19 protein-coding genes are annotated in these 17975 nt (G+C 63.5%); 5 read left to right on the top strand and 14 right to left on the bottom strand.

The genetic code is table 11. The annotated features are described in order from the left end of the window. The first annotated feature begins 22 nt into the window (after positions 1 to 22). Positions 23 to 3166, top strand: a complete 3144-nt coding sequence (locus tag HV822_RS07370; protein WP_238873099.1) for a CusA/CzcA family heavy metal efflux RND transporter — start codon at positions 23 to 25, stop codon at positions 3164 to 3166. A 507-nt stretch (positions 3167 to 3673) separates the two neighbouring features. Here HV822_RS07370 and HV822_RS07365 read toward each other — a convergent pair. Together HV822_RS07365 and HV822_RS07360 are read right to left on the bottom strand one after the other, a co-directional pair. Beyond that, positions 3674 to 3871, bottom strand: a complete 198-nt coding sequence (locus HV822_RS07365) for a hypothetical protein (RefSeq protein WP_238873097.1) — start codon at positions 3869 to 3871, stop codon at positions 3674 to 3676. Between the two features lie 246 nt (positions 3872 to 4117). After that, entirely contained in the window at positions 4118 to 5821 is a 1704-nt protein-coding gene (locus tag HV822_RS07360; protein WP_238873096.1) for an alkyl sulfatase dimerization domain-containing protein, read from the bottom strand. A 92-nt stretch (positions 5822 to 5913) separates the two neighbouring features. On the opposite strand from HV822_RS07360, the gene HV822_RS07355 reads away from it, so the two are divergent. Next, positions 5914 to 6927, top strand: a complete 1014-nt coding sequence (locus tag HV822_RS07355) for an AraC family transcriptional regulator (RefSeq protein ID WP_238873094.1) — start codon at positions 5914 to 5916, stop codon at positions 6925 to 6927. Positions 6928 to 6985: 58 nt separating this feature from the next. Here HV822_RS07355 and HV822_RS07350 read toward each other — a convergent pair whose 3' ends face one another. From HV822_RS07350 to ubiE, 11 genes are read right to left on the bottom strand one after another with little or no spacing between them, the layout of a single operon-like run. Next, positions 6986 to 8932 carry an alkaline phosphatase D family protein gene (locus tag HV822_RS07350; RefSeq protein ID WP_238873093.1) on the bottom strand — a complete coding sequence of 649 codons (1947 nt, stop codon included), beginning with the start codon at positions 8930 to 8932 and terminating at the stop codon, positions 6986 to 6988. A 31-nt stretch (positions 8933 to 8963) separates the two neighbouring features. Further along, on the bottom strand, positions 8964 to 9551 hold the full coding sequence (locus HV822_RS07345; protein WP_238873091.1) for a DUF502 domain-containing protein: 588 nt from the start codon (positions 9549 to 9551) through the stop codon (positions 8964 to 8966). 54 nt (positions 9552 to 9605) lie between these two features. Then, entirely contained in the window at positions 9606 to 10313 is a 708-nt protein-coding gene (locus HV822_RS07340) for a 16S rRNA (uracil(1498)-N(3))-methyltransferase (protein WP_238873089.1), read from the bottom strand. Then, complete coding sequence (gene tatC / locus HV822_RS07335; RefSeq protein WP_396265149.1) at positions 10310 to 11086, bottom strand: twin-arginine translocase subunit TatC; 777 nt, start codon at positions 11084 to 11086, stop codon at positions 10310 to 10312. Before tatC ends, HV822_RS07340 begins: the two co-directional genes overlap by 4 nt. Further along, the gene (tatB, locus tag HV822_RS07330; RefSeq protein WP_238873086.1) at positions 11073 to 11450 is read right to left on the bottom strand and encodes a Sec-independent protein translocase protein TatB; all 378 of its coding nucleotides are present in this window, start codon (positions 11448 to 11450) and stop codon (positions 11073 to 11075) included. Before tatB ends, tatC begins: the two co-directional genes overlap by 14 nt. An 18-nt stretch (positions 11451 to 11468) precedes the next feature. Further along, positions 11469 to 11699: a Sec-independent protein translocase subunit TatA gene (tatA, locus tag HV822_RS07325; RefSeq protein WP_083724898.1), complete on the bottom strand. Its 231-nt coding sequence runs from the start codon at positions 11697 to 11699 to the stop codon at positions 11469 to 11471. A 27-nt stretch (positions 11700 to 11726) separates the two neighbouring features. After that, positions 11727 to 12056 carry a phosphoribosyl-ATP diphosphatase gene (locus HV822_RS07320; protein ID WP_238873084.1) on the bottom strand — a complete coding sequence of 110 codons (330 nt, stop codon included), beginning with the start codon at positions 12054 to 12056 and terminating at the stop codon, positions 11727 to 11729. Continuing rightward, positions 12049 to 12465, bottom strand: coding sequence for a phosphoribosyl-AMP cyclohydrolase (gene hisI / locus HV822_RS07315; RefSeq protein ID WP_096005768.1), 417 nt, complete (start codon positions 12463 to 12465; stop codon positions 12049 to 12051). The genes HV822_RS07320 and hisI overlap by 8 nt, the downstream gene beginning before the upstream one ends. Before the next feature lie 54 nt (positions 12466 to 12519). After that, positions 12520 to 14118 carry a ubiquinone biosynthesis regulatory protein kinase UbiB gene (gene ubiB / locus HV822_RS07310; RefSeq protein ID WP_238873082.1) on the bottom strand — a complete coding sequence of 533 codons (1599 nt, stop codon included), beginning with the start codon at positions 14116 to 14118 and terminating at the stop codon, positions 12520 to 12522. Continuing rightward, positions 14115 to 14738 (bottom strand): ubiquinone biosynthesis accessory factor UbiJ, encoded by a 624-nt coding sequence (locus tag HV822_RS07305; protein ID WP_238873081.1) that lies wholly within the window; start codon positions 14736 to 14738, stop codon positions 14115 to 14117. Before HV822_RS07305 ends, ubiB begins: the two co-directional genes overlap by 4 nt. Beyond that, a complete protein-coding gene (gene ubiE, locus HV822_RS07300) occupies positions 14738 to 15499 on the bottom strand; it encodes a bifunctional demethylmenaquinone methyltransferase/2-methoxy-6-polyprenyl-1,4-benzoquinol methylase UbiE (protein ID WP_238873079.1) in 762 nt (253 codons plus the stop codon). Before ubiE ends, HV822_RS07305 begins: the two co-directional genes overlap by 1 nt. Positions 15500 to 15658: 159 nt before the next feature. Here ubiE and HV822_RS07295 point away from each other — a divergent pair, with 159 nt between their 5' ends. The 3 genes from HV822_RS07295 to HV822_RS07285 all read left to right on the top strand — a co-directional run bounded on the left by HV822_RS07295 (position 15659) and on the right by HV822_RS07285 (position 17265). Then, positions 15659 to 15934 (top strand): polyhydroxyalkanoic acid system family protein, encoded by a 276-nt coding sequence (locus tag HV822_RS07295; protein ID WP_238873077.1) that lies wholly within the window; start codon positions 15659 to 15661, stop codon positions 15932 to 15934. Between the two features lie 138 nt (positions 15935 to 16072). Further along, the gene (locus HV822_RS07290) at positions 16073 to 16483 is read left to right on the top strand and encodes a phasin family protein (protein ID WP_238873076.1); all 411 of its coding nucleotides are present in this window, start codon (positions 16073 to 16075) and stop codon (positions 16481 to 16483) included. Between the two features lie 20 nt (positions 16484 to 16503). Continuing rightward, complete coding sequence (locus HV822_RS07285) at positions 16504 to 17265, top strand: phasin family protein (RefSeq protein WP_238873074.1); 762 nt, start codon at positions 16504 to 16506, stop codon at positions 17263 to 17265. 88 nt (positions 17266 to 17353) lie between these two features. Here HV822_RS07285 and HV822_RS07280 read toward each other — a convergent pair whose 3' ends face one another. Further along, positions 17354 to 17968, bottom strand: coding sequence for a TetR/AcrR family transcriptional regulator (locus HV822_RS07280; protein WP_238873072.1), 615 nt, complete (start codon positions 17966 to 17968; stop codon positions 17354 to 17356). Positions 17969 to 17975 lie beyond the last annotated feature (7 nt).

Here is a 17975-nt window from a genome sequence, read left to right as displayed (position 1 = left end):
CAGCTAGCCCTGAGGAAGAGTCATGTTTGAGCGTGTTATTCAGTTCGCCATCGAGCAGCGCGCGCTGGTCATGCTGGCGGTGCTGGCGATGGCCGGGCTGGGTGTAGCCAGCTATCAGAAGCTACCGATTGATGCGGTGCCGGACATCACCAACGTCCAGGTTCAGGTGAATACCGCAGCGCCGGGGTTTTCGCCGCTGGAGACCGAGCAGCGGGTTACCTTCCCGATCGAAACGGCGATGGCCGGCCTGCCTGACCTGGAGCAGACCCGCTCGCTGTCGCGCTCGGGGTTGTCTCAGGTGACCGTTATCTTTGCTGATGGCACCGACATCTACTTTGCCCGCCAGCTGGTCAACGAGCGCCTGCAATCGGTGCGCGAGCAGTTGCCACCCGGCACGGAGACGGCGATGGGGCCGATCTCTACAGGGTTGGGGGAGATCTTCCTGTGGACGGTCGAGGCCGAGGAGGGAGCCCGCAAGCCGGATGGCAGCCCTTACACCCCAGCGGATTTGCGCGAGATTCAGGACTGGGTAGTCAAACCCCAGCTGCGTAACGTGCCGGGCGTCGCTGAAATCAACAGTATTGGCGGCTATGACAAGGTCTATCAGGTTGCGCCGGATCTCAAGCGCCTGGCCGCCTACCGTTTGACCCTCAGCGACCTGCTCACCGCGCTGGAGCGTAACAACGCCAACGTGGGTGCCGGCTTTATCGAACGCAGTGGTGAGCAACTGCTGATCCGGGCGCCGGGTCAGGTCGCCAACCTGGATGACATTGCCAATATCGTGGTGGCCAACCACGATGGCACACCGGTACGGGTCAGTCAGGTCGCACGGGTGCAGCTGGGCCATGACTTGCGCTCCGGGGCGGCGACCGAGAACGGGCGCGAGGTGGTGCTGGGCACCGTCTTCATGTTGATTGGCGAGAACAGCCGGGCGGTGTCCCAGGCAGTGGCCACCCGCCTGCAGGCGATCAACCGCACACTCCCCGAGGGGGTGGTGGCAGTCCCTGTGTATGACCGTACGACGCTGGTGGACAAGGCGATTGCCACGGTGCGCACCAACCTGATTGAGGGCGCGCTACTGGTGGTGGCGGTGCTCTTTCTGTTTTTGGGCAATATCCGCGCGGCGCTGATCACCGCCATGGTGATACCTCTGTCCATGCTGTTTACCTTCACCGGCATGTTTAGCAACCGCGTTAGCGCCAACCTGATGAGCCTGGGGGCGCTGGACTTTGGCATCATTGTCGATGGTGCGGTGGTGATCGTCGAAAACGCCATTCGCCGGCTTGCCCATGCCCAGCAGCGACATGGGCGCATGCTGACCCGCAACGAGCGCCTGCATGAAGTCTTTGCGGCGTCGCGCGAGGCGCGGCGAGCCCTGATCTACGGGCAGTTGATCATCATGGTGGTGTACCTGCCGATCTTTGCGCTGACCGGTGTGGAAGGCAAGATGTTCCACCCCATGGCGTTCACCGTGGTGATGGCCCTGCTGGGGGCGATGATCCTCTCGGTAACCTTTGTGCCTGCGGCGATTGCGCTCTTTGTCACCGGGCAGGTCAAGGAAGAGGAAAACCGCCTGATGCGTGGCGCCCGTCGCGCTTACCACCCGGTTCTGCACTGGGTGCTGGGACACCGGGTGCCGGTGGTGGTGGCGGCGACCTGTCTGGTGTTGTTCAGTGGTGTCCTGGCCTCGCGTATGGGCAGCGAGTTTATTCCCAGTCTGAGTGAGGGTGACTTTGCCCTGCAGGCCCTGCGCGTGCCCGGTACCAGCCTTACCCAGTCGGTCGATATGCAGATGCGTCTGGAAGAGGCGATCATCAGCGCCATGCCCGAAGTGGAGCGAGTATTTGGCCGTACCGGTACCGCCGAGATTGCCTCAGACCCGATGCCGCCGAACATTTCCGATGCCTATGTCATGCTTAAGCCACGTGATCAGTGGCCCAACCCCGAGCTGTCCCGCGCTGAGCTGATAGAGCGGTTGCAGGCGACAGCGGCAACGGTGCCTGGCAGCAACTACGAGCTGTCGCAGCCCATCCAACTACGCTTCAATGAGTTGATTTCCGGCGTGCGCAGCGACGTGGCGGTCAAGGTGTTTGGCGATGACATGGACGTGCTGAATGCCACGGCCGCCGAGATTGCCGAGGCGCTGGAGCAGGTTGACGGCGCCTCTGAGGTGAAGGTGGAGCAAACCACCGGCTTGCCGGTACTGACAGTCAACATTGACCGTGACAAGGCCGCCCGTTATGGCCTGAATATCGGCGATGTGCAGGACACCGTTGCGGTGGCCGTGGGCGGGCAGCGTGCCGGCACGCTGTATAAGGGTGATCGGCGTTTTGACATGGTGGTACGCCTCAGCGACGAGCAGCGCACCGACATCGATGGTCTGGCGCGGTTGCTGATTCCGGTGCCGGCGCCGGCCGGTGCCTCGGATGACCGCGTGGCTTTTATTCCGCTGACGGAGGTGGCCAGTCTTGACCTGGTGTTGGGGCCCAATCAGGTCAGCCGTGAAAACGGTAAGCGCCTGGTGGTGGTGAGCGCCAACGTGCGTGGCCGGGATATCGGCTCCTTTGTGGCCGATGCCAGCGCACGTCTGGACCAGCAGGTGCGTCTGCCGTCCGGTTACTGGCTCACCTGGGGTGGCCAGTTTGAGCAGCTGCAATCGGCGGCGCAGCGGTTGCAGATCGTGGTCCCGGTCGCGCTGCTGCTGGTCTTCACCCTGCTGTTTATGATGTTCAACAACGTGCGCGATGGGTTGCTGGTGTTCAGCGGTATCCCCTTTGCCCTGACCGGGGGTGTGGTAGCGCTGTGGTTGCGCGATATACCGCTGTCTATCTCCGCAGGGGTTGGGTTTATCGCCCTGTCCGGGGTGGCGGTGCTCAATGGTCTGGTGATGCTGTCGTTCATTCGCAATCTGCGTGAGGAAGGGCTGGGGCTCGAACAGGCCATCATCGAGGGGGCGTTGACCCGTCTGCGACCGGTACTGATGACCGCCCTGGTGGCCTCGCTGGGCTTTGTACCCATGGCCCTGGCGACGGGCACCGGTGCCGAGGTGCAGCGCCCACTGGCTACAGTGGTGATTGGCGGGATTCTGTCCTCCACGACGCTGACCCTGCTGGTGCTGCCTGTGCTGTACCGCTGGGCGCATCGACGTGAAGAGGTGCGCGAGTAAGCGTATGCCACGCCCTGGGTGCCGGCTGCACAGCGCAGTCTGGCACCCGTTTACCTGGCGGTGCCACCGACCCGCCGCCAGGTGGTTGCTGAGCCGCTCTGTACACACAGGCTCCAGCCGATGCTCATCTCTCCCGGTTCTGCCGCTGCTTACACGCTACCCGACTGACTTGCTGGCGAGTGCCATACGGCCTGGCGCTGGGGTGACAAGACTGGCCGAGCCTATGGCCCGCCTTGCTTGCCGCGCCACCTTGCGTTGGCGTGTCCGGGATCATTTGGACCACTGCCCAGTGCGGTAATCGGTAATACCTCCCGGCAGCAGAACGCGCAGGGCCAGTCATGGGCTTCGTGGGGACCGGCGCGCGTGGCGCGCAGGCGAGGCTGGTAAGGCTGTTGTCGTGCGGGGGCAGAACGGGAAAGCCGGCGAAGCGGCGGGGGTTATGCGGGGACGAGGCAAAAAAAACCCTGCACAGGGCAGGGCAACCGAGGCAAAGGGAGCACCACAGGTTTACAAAGTGGACGTGTCCTCATTGCGCTGGGCGTGGAGTTCAGCGCGCTCGGTTTTGGCTGAGTCGGCCTTTTGCTCGGCAACCAGGGCACGAAACTTTTCGTGCGCCGCGCGGCTGCGGTCGAGACCGTCTTCAGCCATGGCGTTCATCGGGAGTAGAACAGCGGCAACAGCCGCAGCAATCAGCATCTGTTTCATCAGCACTCTCCTGTCAAAAAAATATGAGTTCGTTCAGACTCGGGTTCATCCTACGTCTGGGCAACTGACAGGAGGGTTATGCGCGCATGACAATGCTGTCATGTTGCAGCGTGGACTGGCGCGGGCCAGGCTGTCTTGCGGGGTGTGATAGCGGACGCAGCCGCGCTGCTGTGGAGCGGCCCTAATCGACGGCCTGGTTGCGGCGACAGGCCCCGGCCAGCATTGGCCGGCCAGGGCCTGACTCACTCAGTCGATCTTTTCAAAATAACCCAGAATCTTCAGCGCAGACAGGGTGCTGCCGTCGATGTCCAGGTCTTCACCGGCCAGTGCGGTGGCCGGGTTCTGGATGCCGGCTGCAATGGCTTTCCAGGTGGCCTCGGTGGTTTGCACGGTGGCGACGACGTCGCTGTCCAGCCCGTCGCTCACCTTGGCGACGCCGCGTCGGATGCGCAGGGTGAACTGCTTGCTGCTGTCGCGGAAGTCAAAGCCCAGCGCGCTGTCGACCTCATAGGTCTCTTCTGCCTTGAGCAGCGCCGGCATGGCGGTCAGGAAGTTCTCAATAGGCAGGCTGGCGAGAAAGTCGGGGTCCATGTGCAAGCGGAAGCGCGGATTGAGCCCGTCCTGCACTTCGCGGGCAACCGTGAAGTAGTAGTTGCGCGCGTTGGGGTTGGCCTCGGCGGCCGCCAGGGTCCGCAGGGCGCTGGCACGCAGCGCACGGACGTCTTCGTGCTCGGGCAGCAGTACCATCAGATGGTCGCTCAGAACCAGTGCCCACTGGGCGTTGCCCTGCGCCAGGGCGTCCTTGGCCTTGTTGAGCAGGTTGTCGGTGCCGCCGGCCAGGGCGGCCATGTCCTCGGCCTGCTGCTGTTGCGGCGCCGGTTGCAGCTCGCTTGGGTTGCCGCTGAACCAGCCCAGATAGCCATCAAACACCGAACGGGTCGACCAGCTCACCTTGCCGTAGAACTCCTGCAACCAGGGGTTGCTGGCCAGGTGCGGCGGCAGGGTGACTGCCTCGACGATCTGGTCCGGCGTCAGGCCCTTGTTCATATGGCGCAGGGTTTGGTCATGAACGAAGTTGATGGCGTCGCTGTAATCGGTCAGCAGGCTGGCGATTTGCGCCTTGCCGTGTACCGGGCGGGTATGGCTGGGCACCAGATGCTCGGCGCCCAGGGCGCGCACGCGGTCGAGGGTGTTTGCCCATTGCTTCACGTCGCGGTAGTAGGTGCCACGAATGGTATACAGGTTGGGAAAGGCTTGATAAATGTTGTCGCCGGTCAGCACGGTCTGCTTTTGCGGCAGCCAGACAAAAATCTGGTCCTCGGTTTCCCCCGGTGCGTGCACCAGCTCCAGCTCGATACCCGCGATGTTGAGCGACAGCTGATCGCTGAAGGTGTGGGTCGGCGGCAGAGCAAACAGCGAGCTGTCCGGGGTGACGCCCAGGTGCGGACCGATCCCGTCATTGATCAGTTCGCCTTGTGGCAGATGATTGCCAAACATGCGCATGGAGCGGGTGCTGATGATTGGCCGGATCTGATTGACTACCCGGTTGATGTAGTACGCCGTGCTGTCGTGTGCGTAGACCGGAATGCCGGCGCTTTCGGCGAAAGCGTTGGCGCCGAACACATGGTCGGTGTGGTTGTGGGTATAGATGATGGTCTTGATCGGCTTGTCGGTGATCTTGCGGAACTCGGCCAGTACCGCTCGGGCTTCTGCTTCCGTCTCCATGGTGTCGACGATTATGATGCCGTCATCGCCTTCCAGCATGATCGAGTTGGCCAAGCCGTAGCCGATTGCGACATAGACGCCGTCGGTTACCTGCTCCACACCCTTGCGGAACAGATCGCTCTGTTTGACCAGAGCCTCGGGGGCCAGTTGAATGGAGCTTTGGGCCGGTGGGTCCTGGTCGCAGCCGGCGAGCAGGGCGAAGCATAGAATAAGCAGGTAGCGCATGGTTTTCTCTATTGTTGTTATGAATGGCCTGCTCACGCTAAAGAGCGCGCGAGACCTCAACAAGGTCGGCACTGGCCATCCTCGGGTTCAATATGGCCAGTGAACCGGCAAGCAGGGCGAGCACGGTGGCCGCCTGGCCGCTGGCGGTGATGCACACCTTCGACAGTCGCGGTTTTGATGGCGCCGCGCTGCTGCATGACGCCGGCATTGATCTGGAGGCGCTGCGCGCCAACCCCGGTGGTCGGGTGCCAACCGAGCTGATGACGCGGTTGTGGTCGCTGGCGACCCAGCGCAGTGCCGACCCGGCGATGGGGCTTTGGGTGGGCCGTGCGGCCATGCCGATGCATATGCGGGTCATGGGGCTGCTGATCCAGACCGCGCCGACCATTGGCCATATTCTGGAGGCCACCGAGCGCTTTCAACGGCTGATTACCACCGGGGTGACCCTGCGGCTGGTTCATCAACCGGACCGGGTGGGGGTGCAGATTTGCGAATTGCACGATGTGGTGTTGCATCCCGCGTCCATTGACGCCTTCATCGCCGCCCACGTCAGCAACCTGCGCCGGCTGGCCGGCCAGGTGGTGCAGCAGGTGGATCTCAAGCGCGCGCCGCCGAGCTCGGCGCAGCATTGGCAACAGGTGTTTGGTTGTACAGTGCGCTTTGCCCAGCCGGCGAACGTGGTCTGGCATCAGCGCTCCGCCCTGGCTGCCCCGCTGGCGCTTGGCGATGCCAGGCTCTGGCGCGAGCACGAACAGTTGGCCGTGCGTGAGCTGGCCGCGCTGGACGCTGTACCGGCTCTGGTTCAGGACATCCTGGGCCTGCTGCGTACCTATGGCGACACACTGCCAACCCAGGCCGAACTGGCGGCGGCGCTGGCCCTGAGCGAGCGCACGCTGCGTCGTCGTCTAGCGGCACTGGGCAGCGGCTATCGCCAGCTGGCTGACCTGTGGCGGGCCGAGCGGTCGGCGCACCTGCTGCGTGCAGGTCTGCGCAGCGCGGAGGTGGCTGACCAACTGGGCTTCGCTGACGCCAACAGCTTTGGCAAGGCCTTCCGGCGCTGGTACGGCGTGAGTCCTGAGAGCTACCGGCAGCAGCCAACCGGCTGAGCTGAGCGCTTCACCCGGCACGATGTCGCCGCCGATAGCGGAGCTGGCCCCAGCTCCATCACTCACTATCGGGTTTGCTTGGCTGGGGGATTAGCGCTTCTGCCTCCAGGGGTGGAAAGCCGATATCAAACCCGCGCGCGTCCAATTGCTTCACGTTCTCTGGGCGGCCCTGCTCATCCAGCTCGACCAGGCCGATGCCGCTGCCGTTCCACAGGCGCTCGCCGGCGCTGGCGCGATCGGGGTCGCGGGGGCTGACGCGCATGCGGCGGCGCTTGGTCAGCCAGTTGAGCGGGGAGGCCGGGGCGTAGAGCCAGCGGTTGAGGCGGTCGAACCAGTCCAGCAGGCGCGGCGGGAACGCGTTTTTCAGACCGCTGCTGGTGATTTGCCAAAGCTGCGGGCCGTGTTCGCGGTGACGGATGGCGATGTCGTAGACGAAGGAATAGTGCACGTCACCTGAGAGGATGACGTAGTTACCCGGTGTGCGGCCATGACGAAAGATATTGAGCAGCACCTTGGCGGCGCCGCGGTGGGCCATCCAGTTCTCGGCGTCCACGACCAGCGGGTGGCCGGCAAGGGAGAACAGCTTCTGGATACCTTCGATCAGCTTGACGCCAAACATCGGCGCGGGGGAAACGATGACCACGGCGGTCTGGTCCAGCAGGCGCTGCTGTAGCTCGGTCAGCGCTTCCCAGTCCATCAGACCGGACGGGCGGAACGGGCTGCGCTCACTGCGCCAGCGCCGGGTGCGGGTATCCAGCACCACCAGGCTGGGGGTGCCGCCAATCTGGTACTCCCAGCCGTGAAAGCGCAGCACGGTGTCGATGCAGGCGTCCTGCTGGCTGACGTCCAGGCTGCCGCTTTGACCGGCACCTGAGAGCAGATCAGCCAGGGCGTCGAGCGGCTCTGCTACGGCGTCCGGGTCGTTGCCCCAGGCCTGGCACAGCAGATACGCCAGCACCGCGTTGCCGATGATCTGGCGTGAGAAGGGGTGGCCGTAGGCGGTGCGCTCCCAGTCTGCGGTGAGGTTCCAGTCGTCGGTGACGTCGTGGTCGTCAAAGATCATCAGGCTAGGCTGATGGGCAAGCAGGCGGGCGACCTGCGGCAGGCCGTCAACAAAGGCGGCGATTTGCTGCTGCTCGGCTTGATAGCGTTGGCGCTCTTCGTCGCTGAGGCTAGGTGGTTCGTTTGGCTGGATCAGCCGCCAGGGCGTCGGTGACCACACCAACAGATACATGGCCAGCATCTCGGCCAGGCTGATCAGGTGGTTGTGGGCGTTGGCCGAGGTGAATACCGGCTTGCGTACGCCGCCAAAGAAGCGGTCGCGCACCGCCATGTTGGAGGGCACATCAGGCAGCAGCTGCTCGCGCCGATAGTAGGTTTCGGCAGCCTGATACAAGGCCCGGCTGTCTGCCACCGTGGCGCCTTCGAGCGCCTCGTCAGACAGTCCCAGACGGGCAGCCAGCTGGTGAATGGCGACCAGCAGCGGGCCGCTGACATCATCGACGTAAACCTGGTCACCGGTCATCAGCAGCCAGGCTGGGCGCTCCCCTGGCTGGTCACGGCGTTCGGCGAGCCAGCTGTCGGTGCGCACCAGCGCATCCTCGCCGGCAAAGTGCGGCTTGCGGCAGGAGCCATGCAGCAGGCGGCGGTTGTCGCTGGCGATCATCAGCGAGGGTAGCTCGTCACCATGGCACAGGTGCGCGGCGGCGCTGCGCAGCCCGCGGCCTTGCTCGCCGTCCCACCGCAGGTCGTAGTGAATGATCTGATCCTGTGGCAGCGGGCTGGCGGGGGTGATGGTCAGCAGGTGAACATAGGCGTGCCGACCAATGGGAATGATCCGCGTGTCACCCGGTTCGAGCTGCTGCGCTGCCGCGTCGCTTGGCTGCAGGGTTGCGCTTAATGTCAGCGGGCGGCTGGCGACCAGCCAAAGTAGGATGCGCTCGGGCTCTACGCGGCGGACCAGCGGGCCGGCCAGCAGATCGGGAAGGTCTGAGGTGGTATGCATGTTTGCTCAGACCGGCCAGGCGCTGCGCAGTTCAGCTGACCGATGCGTGGGGGATGTTCAAGGCGTCCGCGCCACGGCCACCACGACGCAGGTGACTCACGGCTTGCATGACGCTCAGCTCGCAGCCCTGCACACGCTCAGGTGCCAGATACACCAGGCTGCCGGACCAGGGATCGGGCGAGCCCGGTATAAAGGTCACCACACGGCCATCGGCTAGGCGTTCGACCTCAAAGCACAGCTGTTCAAAGTCATCAAAGCGCACCAGTACCGGCTTGAGCGGAGAGTTGGCGGGCCGCTTCTCCTTGAACTGGTCGGACAGGGATTTGATCAAGCCATAGCCTGGCAGCATCAGCAGGCCGTCGTCGAGCTGCTGGTACAACCGACGAGCCCTTGGGCCGCGTGCCAGCATGCCGGCACCAAAGCAGACCAGCGCCACGCCCAGCAGGGCCAGCAGGTTGGCCACGGCCAGGCCGGCTATGCTGTCGAATGGCAGCAGCTCGCTGATGGGGCGGGTGACATGACGCATCACCGCGATCGCTTTGCCCAGCACAAAGAGAATAACGATCACCGGCACCAGAAATACCGCGCCGCCGATCAAGGTGGTCTTGATTACCCGCATGAGAGCCCCCGTCGACAATACGTGAGCACAGCATAGACTGTGGGTGCGTGAACGTCAGAACAACCGGGCCAGCAGCGCAGTGACAGCGGTTTCCACGCGCAGGATGCGCTCGCCCAGCTGCACCGGCTGCATGCCGGCCTCTACCAATTTGTCGACCTCATAGGGAATCCAGCCACCCTCCGGGCCGATGGCCAGGGTCAGCGGCTGCTCGATACCACGTGGGCAGGCGGGGTAGTCGCCGGGGTGGGCAACCAGTGCCAGTTGGTGGTTGATGATGGCCGGCAGCTGGTCTTCGACAAAGGGTTTGAAGCGCTTTTCTATGCGCAGGGTCGGCAGCACGGTGTCGCGCGCCTGCTCCAGGCCGAGCAGCAGGTTCTCGCGGATCACCTCGGGCTGTAGAAAGGGTGTCTGCCAGAAGCTCTTTTCCACCCGGTAGCTGTTGAGCAGGATGATCTCGGGCACGCCCAGGGTGGCGCAGTGCTGCAGGATGCGGCGGAACATTTTCGGCCGGGGCATGGCCAGCAGCAGGGTCAGCGGCAGTTTGGCTGGCGGTGTCTCGTTCAGCTCAACGGCGAGCAGGGCGTGGTCGCGGCCCAGCTCCAGTATCTGGCCCTGGCCCATCAGGCCGTTGATGCGGCCAACGCGCAGGGTGTCGCCGCTGCCGACCTGCTGGATGTCCTGCATATGCGCCAAGCGGCGGCCAGTCAGGCGGACGTGCTGCGGGTCGGTGAAGTCGTTGTCTTCTAGCAGCAGCAGGTTCATGCCTGCGGGCTGTCCTGCGATTCTTCGCGGCTGCGCGGCCGTACCAGACGGCTGAAGAGGATGCCCACTTCATACAGCAGCCACATGGGCAGCGCGAGCAGGGTTTGGGAGATGACATCCGGCGGTGTCAGCACCATGCCGATGGTAAAGCAGCCAACCACCACGTAGGGGCGCGCCTTGCTCAGGCTTTTTACGTCGACAATGCCGACGGCGACCAGCAGGACAGTGGCCACCGGGATCTCGAAGGACAGGCCAAAGGCCATGAACAGCGTCAGGACAAAATCCAGATAGCTGTTGATATCGGTCATCACCGCCACGCCATCCGGCGCCGCGCTGGTGAAAAAGCCGAACACCAGCGGAAAGACCACAAAGTAGGCAAAGGCCATGCCGCCGTAGAACAGCAGAATGCTAGAGGCCAGCAGCGGCACCGCCAGACGCTTCTCGTGCTTGTACAGCCCGGGTGCTATAAAACCCCAGACCTGATGCAGCACAAAGGGCATGGCGATAAACAGCGCGCTGATCAGCGTCAGCTTGAAGGGGGTCAGGAACGGCGAGGCGACATCGGTGGCGATCATGCTGGTGCCTTCGGGCAGCAGCGCGCGCAGCGGCTCGGAGATAAAGGCGTAGATGTCGTTGGCAAAGTAGAACAGGCCGGCAAAGATCACCAGCCAGATCAGCACAATGCGCAGCAGGCGCGAGCGCAGCTCGGTCAGGTGCGCGACCAGCGGCATGTCGCCGCCGCTCTTGACGGGCGGCAGATCAGGGTTGCTCATGGCGGGTGTCTTGCTGCTCATTGGCGGACTCGGCGCGGGGTTGCTCTGCGGTCGCGCCAGTGTGCGTCGGCTGTGTGACGCTCTGATTACCGCCCGGTCGGGCGCTGGTCTGGTTGCTCGGGCTGCCGGCGTGCAGGCCCTGCTTTTCCAGTTCGGCGAGGATGCGCTCGTTGTTCAGCTGCTGGCGGATCTCGTCGGCACCCAGTTCGCGCTCAACCTGCGAGCGCACGTCCGAGAAGCCGCGCTTGATGCGGCCAATGGTCAGGCTGACAGTGCGGATGGCGCCGGGCAAACGCTCCGGGCCAAGAACCAGCAGGGCGATGATCGCCACCACCAGCATTTCCATAAAGCCGATGTCGAACATGGGGCGGAACCTGGCAGATTACGGCTTGGACTGGCTGTCCTGCTTGTGCTCTTCGGCCTTGGCATCCAGCGTCTCGCCGGGCTTGTTCTCGACCGAGGGTTTTTCCTCGTCGTTCATTGCCTTGCGAAAGCCCTTGATTGCGCCGCCCAGATCGCCGCCGATGTTCTTCAACCGCTTGGTGCCGAACAGCAGTACCACGATGACCAGCACGATCAGCAGTTGCCACAGACTAATGCCACCAAAACCCATTTTTGCCTCCGGGGCCTATTGCCCAGTTTATTTGCTGCGGGACGCCTTTTCTTCAAGACCGGACAGGTCGAAGCGGCGTGCCAATTCGTTCAGGATGTCATCGGGGCCAAGGCCAAGATGGCTCAGCATGACCAGTGAGTGGAACCACAGGTCAGCGGTCTCGTAGACCAGGTCCGATTTGTCCTCGCTGTGCTGACAGTCCTTGGCGGCTAGCAGTGTCTCTGTGCACTCTTCACCAACCTTTTCGAGAATCTTGTTCAGGCCCTTGGCGTGCAGGCTGGCAACGTAGGAGGAGTCGGCAGACGCCTGCTTGCGTTGCTCCAGCACGGCGGCCAGTTGGCTCAGGGTGTCAGACATGTTTTGGGTGCTCGTATAACTCTTTGGGGTCCTTGATGACGGCGTCGACGGTCTGCCACTGGCCATCTTTCAGAACCCGATAGAAACAGCTTTGCCGGCCGGTGTGGCAGGCAATGCCACCGATCTGTTCGACCTGCAGGATGACGACGTCGGCGTCGCAGTCCAGCCGCAGCTCGTGCAGCTGTTGCACGTTGCCCGACTCCTCGCCCTTGCGCCACAGGCGCTGGCGCGAGCGTGACCAGTAGATGCCGCGGCCTTCCTGTACGGTCAGTTGCAGGGCTTCGCGGTTCATCCAGGCCATCATCAGAATGCGCTGGGTGTGTACATCCTGGGCGATGGCAGGAACCAGGCCGTCGGCATCCCAGTGGATGCTGTCGAGCCAGTCGTTGGCGGCGGTTGAATCAGTCATGGCGGGTCGTCATTCGTTCAGTGGTGCAAGTGTGCCAGTTATGCGCCCGGCTGACTATCTGCGGCGCAGAATCAGCCAGCCGCCCAGGGCGATCAGCGCCCACTGGGTGGGCGCGGCGTGCAGCCAGAGCTGCGGGTCGTCGCCGCCCAGCGCGCTGGCGCCGAAGATCACCAGCGCGATACCGGCCAGTTGCAGTGGCCAGCGTGGGCGCTGCGGCGGCTGCTCGCGCAGTGGTGCGTCGGCCAGGTTGTCGAGGGCGCGGTGGGCGCTGTCGATCAGTGCGGGCACGCGCTCCAGATGCTGCTGCCAGTGCTTGACCTGATTCTGCGGCAGCATGCGCTCGCGCATCCAGCGCTCCAGGTAGGGCTGGCCGGTGCTCCACAGATCCAGATCCGGGTACAGCTGGCGGCCCAGCCCCTCGATGTTCAGCAAGGTCTTTTGCAGCAGTACCAGCTGCGGCTGGACTTCCATATTGAAGCGGCGGGCGGTCTGGAACAGGCGCAGCAGCAGCTGGCCGAAGGAAATGTCTTTCAGCGGGCGCTCGAAGATCGGCTCGCAGACGCTGCGAATCGCCGCTTCAAATTCATTCACGCGGGTGTCGGCCGGCACCCAGCCCGAGTCGATGTGCAGTTGGGCGACGCGGCGGTAGTCGCGCTTGAAGAAGGCCATCAGGTTGCGTGCCAGGTAGCTTTGGTCTTCCGGCGTCAGGCTGCCGACGATGCCAAAGTCGATGGCGATGTACTGCGGCTCCCAGGGGTGCTTGCGCGAGATGAAGATGTTGCCCGGGTGCATGTCGGCGTGGAAGAAGCTGTCACGGAACACCTGGGTAAAGAAGATTTCCACGCCGCGTTCGGCGAGCTTCTTCATGTCGGTACGCTGGTCGGCCAGCGCCGGCAGATCGGTCACCGGGATGCCCTCGATGCGCTCCATCACCAATACCTTGTGACGGCACCAGTCCCAGTAGATCTTGGGAATGTAGATCAGCTCCGAGCCTTCAAAGTTGCGGCGCAGCTGGGAGGCGTTGGCGGCTTCGCGGTACAGATCCAATTCGTCGAAGATGGTGCTTTCGTAGTCCTCGACCACCTCGACCGGACGCAGGCGCCGGCCCTCGGTCGAGACGCGCTCCAGCAGGCGGGCGGCGACGAACAGCCACTGGATGTCCTGGTCGATGGTCTCGCCGATGCCGGGGCGCACCACCTTGACCACCACCTCGCTGCCGTCCTTCAGGCGTGCCGCGTGCACTTGAGCAACCGAGGCGGAGGCCAGTGGCTCGTCACTGAAGCTGGCGAACACATCCTCGATGCGCTCGCCGAGCTGCTCCTCGATGCGGGCGCGGGCCTGCGGGCCGGGGAACGGCGGCACCTTGTCCTGCAGGTGGGCCAGTTCCTGTGCGATGTCGTCGGGCATCAGGTCACGGCGGGTGGAGAGAATCTGACCAAACTTGATAAACACCGGGCCGAGGTCTTCGCAGGCCTTGCGCAGGCGCGCACCGCGGCTCAGGTCACGCGGCGCCGGGCGCAGACGCCAGGGGCCCAGTTGTAACAACAGACGGCCCAGTACCGGTAATGGCAGATCCAGCAGAATCTGGTCCAGACGGTAGCGGGTAAAGATATGCAGGATGCGCAGCAGGCGCACCAAGGCGGTCAGTCTCATGCGTCGGGCGAGTCCGGGTCGGTGGGAGAGAGCAGGGCGACGCGCGCTTCCAGGCGGTCGAGCTGCAGGCGCAGGTCATGCAGTTGCTCGGCGCGGGCGCGGGCTTCAGCCTGGCCGACCAGTTGGCGGCTTTCTTCGGTCAGGTATTCCGCCAGCGTCTGGCGCAAGCTGGCGCGGCTGTCACGGCCCCACTGGTGGCTGCGGCGCAGGGCACTGCCGATGGCGTGGCCGGCTACCGGGCCGAGCCAGCGCGCCAGCTCGGCCTCGCCATCGAGCTGCAGGTCGGCCAGTGCATTCTGCAGCGCGATCAGCACCTGGCTGTCGCCCTGTAGCTCCACCTCTGGCTCCTGCAGCACGGCCTTGCGGTCGCTGCTGGCCAGCAGCCGAGCGAGCAGGCTGGCCGGGGCATGCAGTTCAACATCGGCTGGCGCGTCGCTGCGGGTATTCAGGCCAATGCTGCCGGGTGCGGGCGCCAGCCACAGCTGCCAGTCAGGCTGACGGCTGTTGATCAGAATGCGCTTGCCGGCCAGCGCGCCGATGCGCCTGGCAGTGACCGGGTCGCGAGCCAGCGCCGCAGCAATGCTGCGCTCGGCTGCGCGGAGCAGCGCGCCAGGCAGCATCAGGGTTTTACGCCCCGGTGCAGGGCGACGATGCCGCCGGTCATGTTGTGGTAAGTCACCCGGGCAAAGCCGACTTCTTCCATCATGGCCTTGAGGGTTTCCTGGTCCGGGTGCATGCGAATGGACTCGGCCAGGTAGCGGTAGCTATCGGCGTCGTCGGCCACCAGCTTGCCCATCAGCGGCAGGAACTTGAAGCTGTATTGGTCGTAGACCTTGGACAGCAGCTCGCTCTTGGGCTTGGAGAACTCCAGCACCAGCAGGCGGCCGCCTGGCTTGAGCACACGCAGCATCGAGGCGATGGCAGCGTCCTTGTGGGTCACGTTACGCAGGCCGAAGGCAATGGTGATGCAGTCGAAATAATTGTCGGGGAAGGGCAGCGCCTCGGCATCGGCCTGGACAAAACGCACGTTGCCGGCCACACCCAGATCCAGCAGGCGGTCACGGCCAACCTTGAGCATGGAGGCGTTGATGTCGGCCAGTACGACTTCGCCCGTCGGCCCCACGCGCTTGGCAAAACGGCGCGTCAGGTCGCCAGTGCCGCCGGCGATATCGAGCACCCGGTTACCGGTGCGCACGCCGGACAGCTCGATGGTGAAGCGCTTCCAGAGGCGGTGGATGCCGCCGGACATCAGGTCGTTCATGATGTCGTACTTGGCGGCGACCGAGTGGAAGACCTCGGCGACGCGCTGGGCCTTTTCGGACTCGGCGACGGTCTGGTAGCCAAAGTGGGTGGTTTTTTCGTGCTCGTGCTGATCGCTCATGGATTGGCTCTGCGCTGGCAAATTCGCCCCCATTCTAACCATTTTTTGCCGACAGAAGCGCTTCCGTGATGCCGCAGTCGTCGGCGGGACGAGGGTGATGACGCGCCGGCCCATTTGCGGCATGCTGGCGAGCTTTGACACCACCGTGAGGATGAGCCGATGGCGACCGTAGATATCACCCGTGAACACAGCCTTGGCAAGGAACAGGCCAGAGAGCGTGCCCAACAGCTGGCCGACAAGCTGGCACAAAAGCTGGACGCCAAATGCAGTTGGGAAGGGGATCAATTGAACTTCAAACGCAGCGGTGCTGACGGCTGCATCATTGTGTCGGAGTCGGATGTGCGCGTGCAGGTCAAGCTGGGCATGATGCTCACGCCCATGGCCGGCATGGTGAAAAGCGAAGTGCAGAAGGCGCTGGACAAATACCTGACCTGAGGTCGGTGGGCAGGCCGCGTTGCGATATTTTTTGCTGATTAGTATGTGTTTTCTAATTTTGCCGCGTAGCTTTGGTTGCAAGGATCGCCAATCGGTCCATTGCAGTTCCTCAATTTACTGATTACTGGAGTTACCAACATGGCCAAGAACACCGCAAAGAAAATCGAAGACAACGCTGCCGGCTTTGCCAGTGACGTGAAGAAGTACGCCCACCAGATCTGGCTGGCAGGCCTGGGTGCCTACGCCAAGGCTGGCAAGGAAGGCGCCGACTACTTCAAGTCGCTGGTCAACGAAGGTGAAGAAATCGAGAAGCAGGGCAAGGAGCTGGTTGCCAGCCAGGTCGAAGCTGCCAACAGCCGCATCGAATCCTTCAAGGAAAAAGTGCACGAGAAGACCGGTGGTCGCTTCAGCAAGGTAGAAGAAGTGTTTGACGAGCGCGTTGCCTCTACCTTGGGCCGCATGGGCATCCCGAGCAAGAAGGATATTGATCAGCTGTCTGCTAAGCTGGATGATCTGAGTGCTGCACTCAAGTCACTGCAAAGCAAGTAAGGTCACAGAGGAGTTGCTCCATGGCGGGTAAGAAGAAGGACAAGGATCCGGGTTGGGTCGCTGATATCGAAAACTATTCGCGTCAGATCTGGCTGGCAGGTCTGGGCGCCTACGCCAAGGTCGGGAAGGAGGGCGTCAAGCTCTTCGAAAACCTGATCAAAGATGGTGAGGCGGCCGAGAAGAAAGCCAGGGCCGAGATCGACAAGCAGGTCGAAACCCTCAAGGGTAAGGCCAAGTCCAGTAAGAACCCGCTGGAAAAAGCGAAGACCGAAGCCGACAAGGCCAAGGGCAAGCTGACCGGCAAGTGGAACGAGCTGGAAGATGCGTTCGACAAGCGTCTCAACAGTGCTGTCTCCCGCCTTGGAGTGCCCTCGCAGGCTGAAGTTAAGGCGTTGAACGCCAAGGTTGATGAGCTGACCAAGCTGATTGAAGGCCTGGCCAGCGGCAAGACCGCTGCACCCAAGGCGGCGGCCAAGGCTAGCCCGGCGGCGAGCAAGCCGGCTGCCAAGCCGCGCGCTACGCGCAAGCCGGCAGCCAGCGCTGCGGCCAAACCGGCAGCTAAGCCTGCGGCCAAGACTACTGCCAGTAAACCGGCAGCGGCCAAGGCCAGCACGGCTGCAGCCAAGCCCAAGGCTCCGGCCAAGCCGCGTGCGGCCGCCAAGCCGAAAGCGCCGGCCAAGCCCAAGGCGACACCGGCTGTGAAGGCGCCGGCAGCAACCTCCACCGCCTCCTCACCGGCTCCGGCCAGTGCGCCGGCGGCGGACAAGCCTGCCGAGTCCTGAGTTACCTCGCAGCACCAGAACCCCGCCCTGCTTCGGCAGCGCGGGGTTTTTTTGCGGCTCCGCGTGGGAGCCATCAGGAAACGCCCTGCTAGCCGTACCGGGCAATCAGCGCCTGCACCCAGTCCTGTCCTTCTGCATCCAGCCAAGGCTGCAGCAGGCCGAGCATCTGCTGCACGCCGCTGGCCGGGTCAAGCTCATCGGGGTGGCAGACGCGCTGGTAGTCCAGCCAGAACAGGCAGGTCTGACATAGGGCATCCAGCAGGCGGTTGCGTTCGCCGCTGTCGGCGTGCAGGTGTCCGCTGGCATGCAGGGCGTGCAGTACCTGCTCCAGGCGCAGACGCAGGGCCGCGACCCAGGGTTGCATTTGCCGGCGCAGGGCTGGGTAACGGCTCATTAGGCTGGACAGATCCTGGAACAGAAAGCGGTGCGTGGCGATGGCCTCGAACAGCAGGTGCAGGAGCAACCAGAGGTCCTCCGGTTCAACGTCGTTCGGGCTGTCGTCGGTCAGCAGCAGGCTGCGCGTGCTGAGTAGAAAGTCATCGACCAGCGCGTCGAGCAGCACCTCCTTGCCCTTGAAGTGGTAGTAGAGGTTGCCTGGGCTGATCTCCAGCTCATTGGCGATATCCAGCGTGGTGACGTTGGATTCGCCATGCTCGTTGAACAGCTCAAGGGTGCACAGCAGGATTCGGTCGCGGGTTTTCATCATGCTC

Origin of the sequence: Halopseudomonas maritima (assembly GCF_021545785.1) — a bacterium.
Taxonomy (GTDB): Bacteria; Pseudomonadota; Gammaproteobacteria; order Pseudomonadales; family Pseudomonadaceae; genus Halopseudomonas; species Halopseudomonas maritima.
The sequence above is the reverse complement of the archived record's forward strand: the minus strand, read 5'-3'. Positions and strand labels throughout refer to the sequence as shown.

Bases quoted from the DNA above. Each gene is read 5' to 3' on its own strand.
- ubiB (WP_238873082.1), bottom strand. From the start codon at position 14,118: ATGAGACTGACCGCCTTGGTGCGCCTGCTGCGCATCCTGCATATCTTT.
- ubiE (WP_238873079.1), bottom strand. From the start codon at position 15,499: ATGAGCGATCAGCACGAGCACGAAAAAACCACCCACTTTGGCTACCAG.
- HV822_RS07365 (WP_238873097.1), bottom strand. From the start codon at position 3,871: ATGAAACAGATGCTGATTGCTGCGGCTGTTGCCGCTGTTCTACTCCCG.
- hisI (WP_096005768.1), bottom strand. From the start codon at position 12,465: ATGACTGATTCAACCGCCGCCAACGACTGGCTCGACAGCATCCACTGG.
- HV822_RS07355 (WP_238873094.1), top strand. From the start codon at position 5,914: ATGGCCAGTGAACCGGCAAGCAGGGCGAGCACGGTGGCCGCCTGGCCG.
- HV822_RS07305 (WP_238873081.1), bottom strand. From the start codon at position 14,738: ATGCTGCCTGGCGCGCTGCTCCGCGCAGCCGAGCGCAGCATTGCTGCG.
- tatB (WP_238873086.1), bottom strand. From the start codon at position 11,450: ATGTTCGACATCGGCTTTATGGAAATGCTGGTGGTGGCGATCATCGCC.
- HV822_RS07350 (WP_238873093.1), bottom strand. From the start codon at position 8,932: ATGCATACCACCTCAGACCTTCCCGATCTGCTGGCCGGCCCGCTGGTC.
- HV822_RS07345 (WP_238873091.1), bottom strand. From the start codon at position 9,551: ATGCGGGTAATCAAGACCACCTTGATCGGCGGCGCGGTATTTCTGGTG.
- HV822_RS07320 (WP_238873084.1), bottom strand. From the start codon at position 12,056: ATGTCTGACACCCTGAGCCAACTGGCCGCCGTGCTGGAGCAACGCAAG.
- HV822_RS07340 (WP_238873089.1), bottom strand. From the start codon at position 10,313: ATGAACCTGCTGCTGCTAGAAGACAACGACTTCACCGACCCGCAGCAC.
- HV822_RS07285 (WP_238873074.1), top strand. From the start codon at position 16,504: ATGGCGGGTAAGAAGAAGGACAAGGATCCGGGTTGGGTCGCTGATATC.
- HV822_RS07370 (WP_238873099.1), top strand. From the start codon at position 23: ATGTTTGAGCGTGTTATTCAGTTCGCCATCGAGCAGCGCGCGCTGGTC.
- HV822_RS07280 (WP_238873072.1), bottom strand. From the start codon at position 17,968: ATGAAAACCCGCGACCGAATCCTGCTGTGCACCCTTGAGCTGTTCAAC.
- HV822_RS07290 (WP_238873076.1), top strand. From the start codon at position 16,073: ATGGCCAAGAACACCGCAAAGAAAATCGAAGACAACGCTGCCGGCTTT.
- tatC (WP_396265149.1), bottom strand. From the start codon at position 11,086: ATGAGCAACCCTGATCTGCCGCCCGTCAAGAGCGGCGGCGACATGCCG.
- tatA (WP_083724898.1), bottom strand. From the start codon at position 11,699: ATGGGTTTTGGTGGCATTAGTCTGTGGCAACTGCTGATCGTGCTGGTC.
- HV822_RS07360 (WP_238873096.1), bottom strand. From the start codon at position 5,821: ATGCGCTACCTGCTTATTCTATGCTTCGCCCTGCTCGCCGGCTGCGAC.
- HV822_RS07295 (WP_238873077.1), top strand. From the start codon at position 15,659: ATGGCGACCGTAGATATCACCCGTGAACACAGCCTTGGCAAGGAACAG.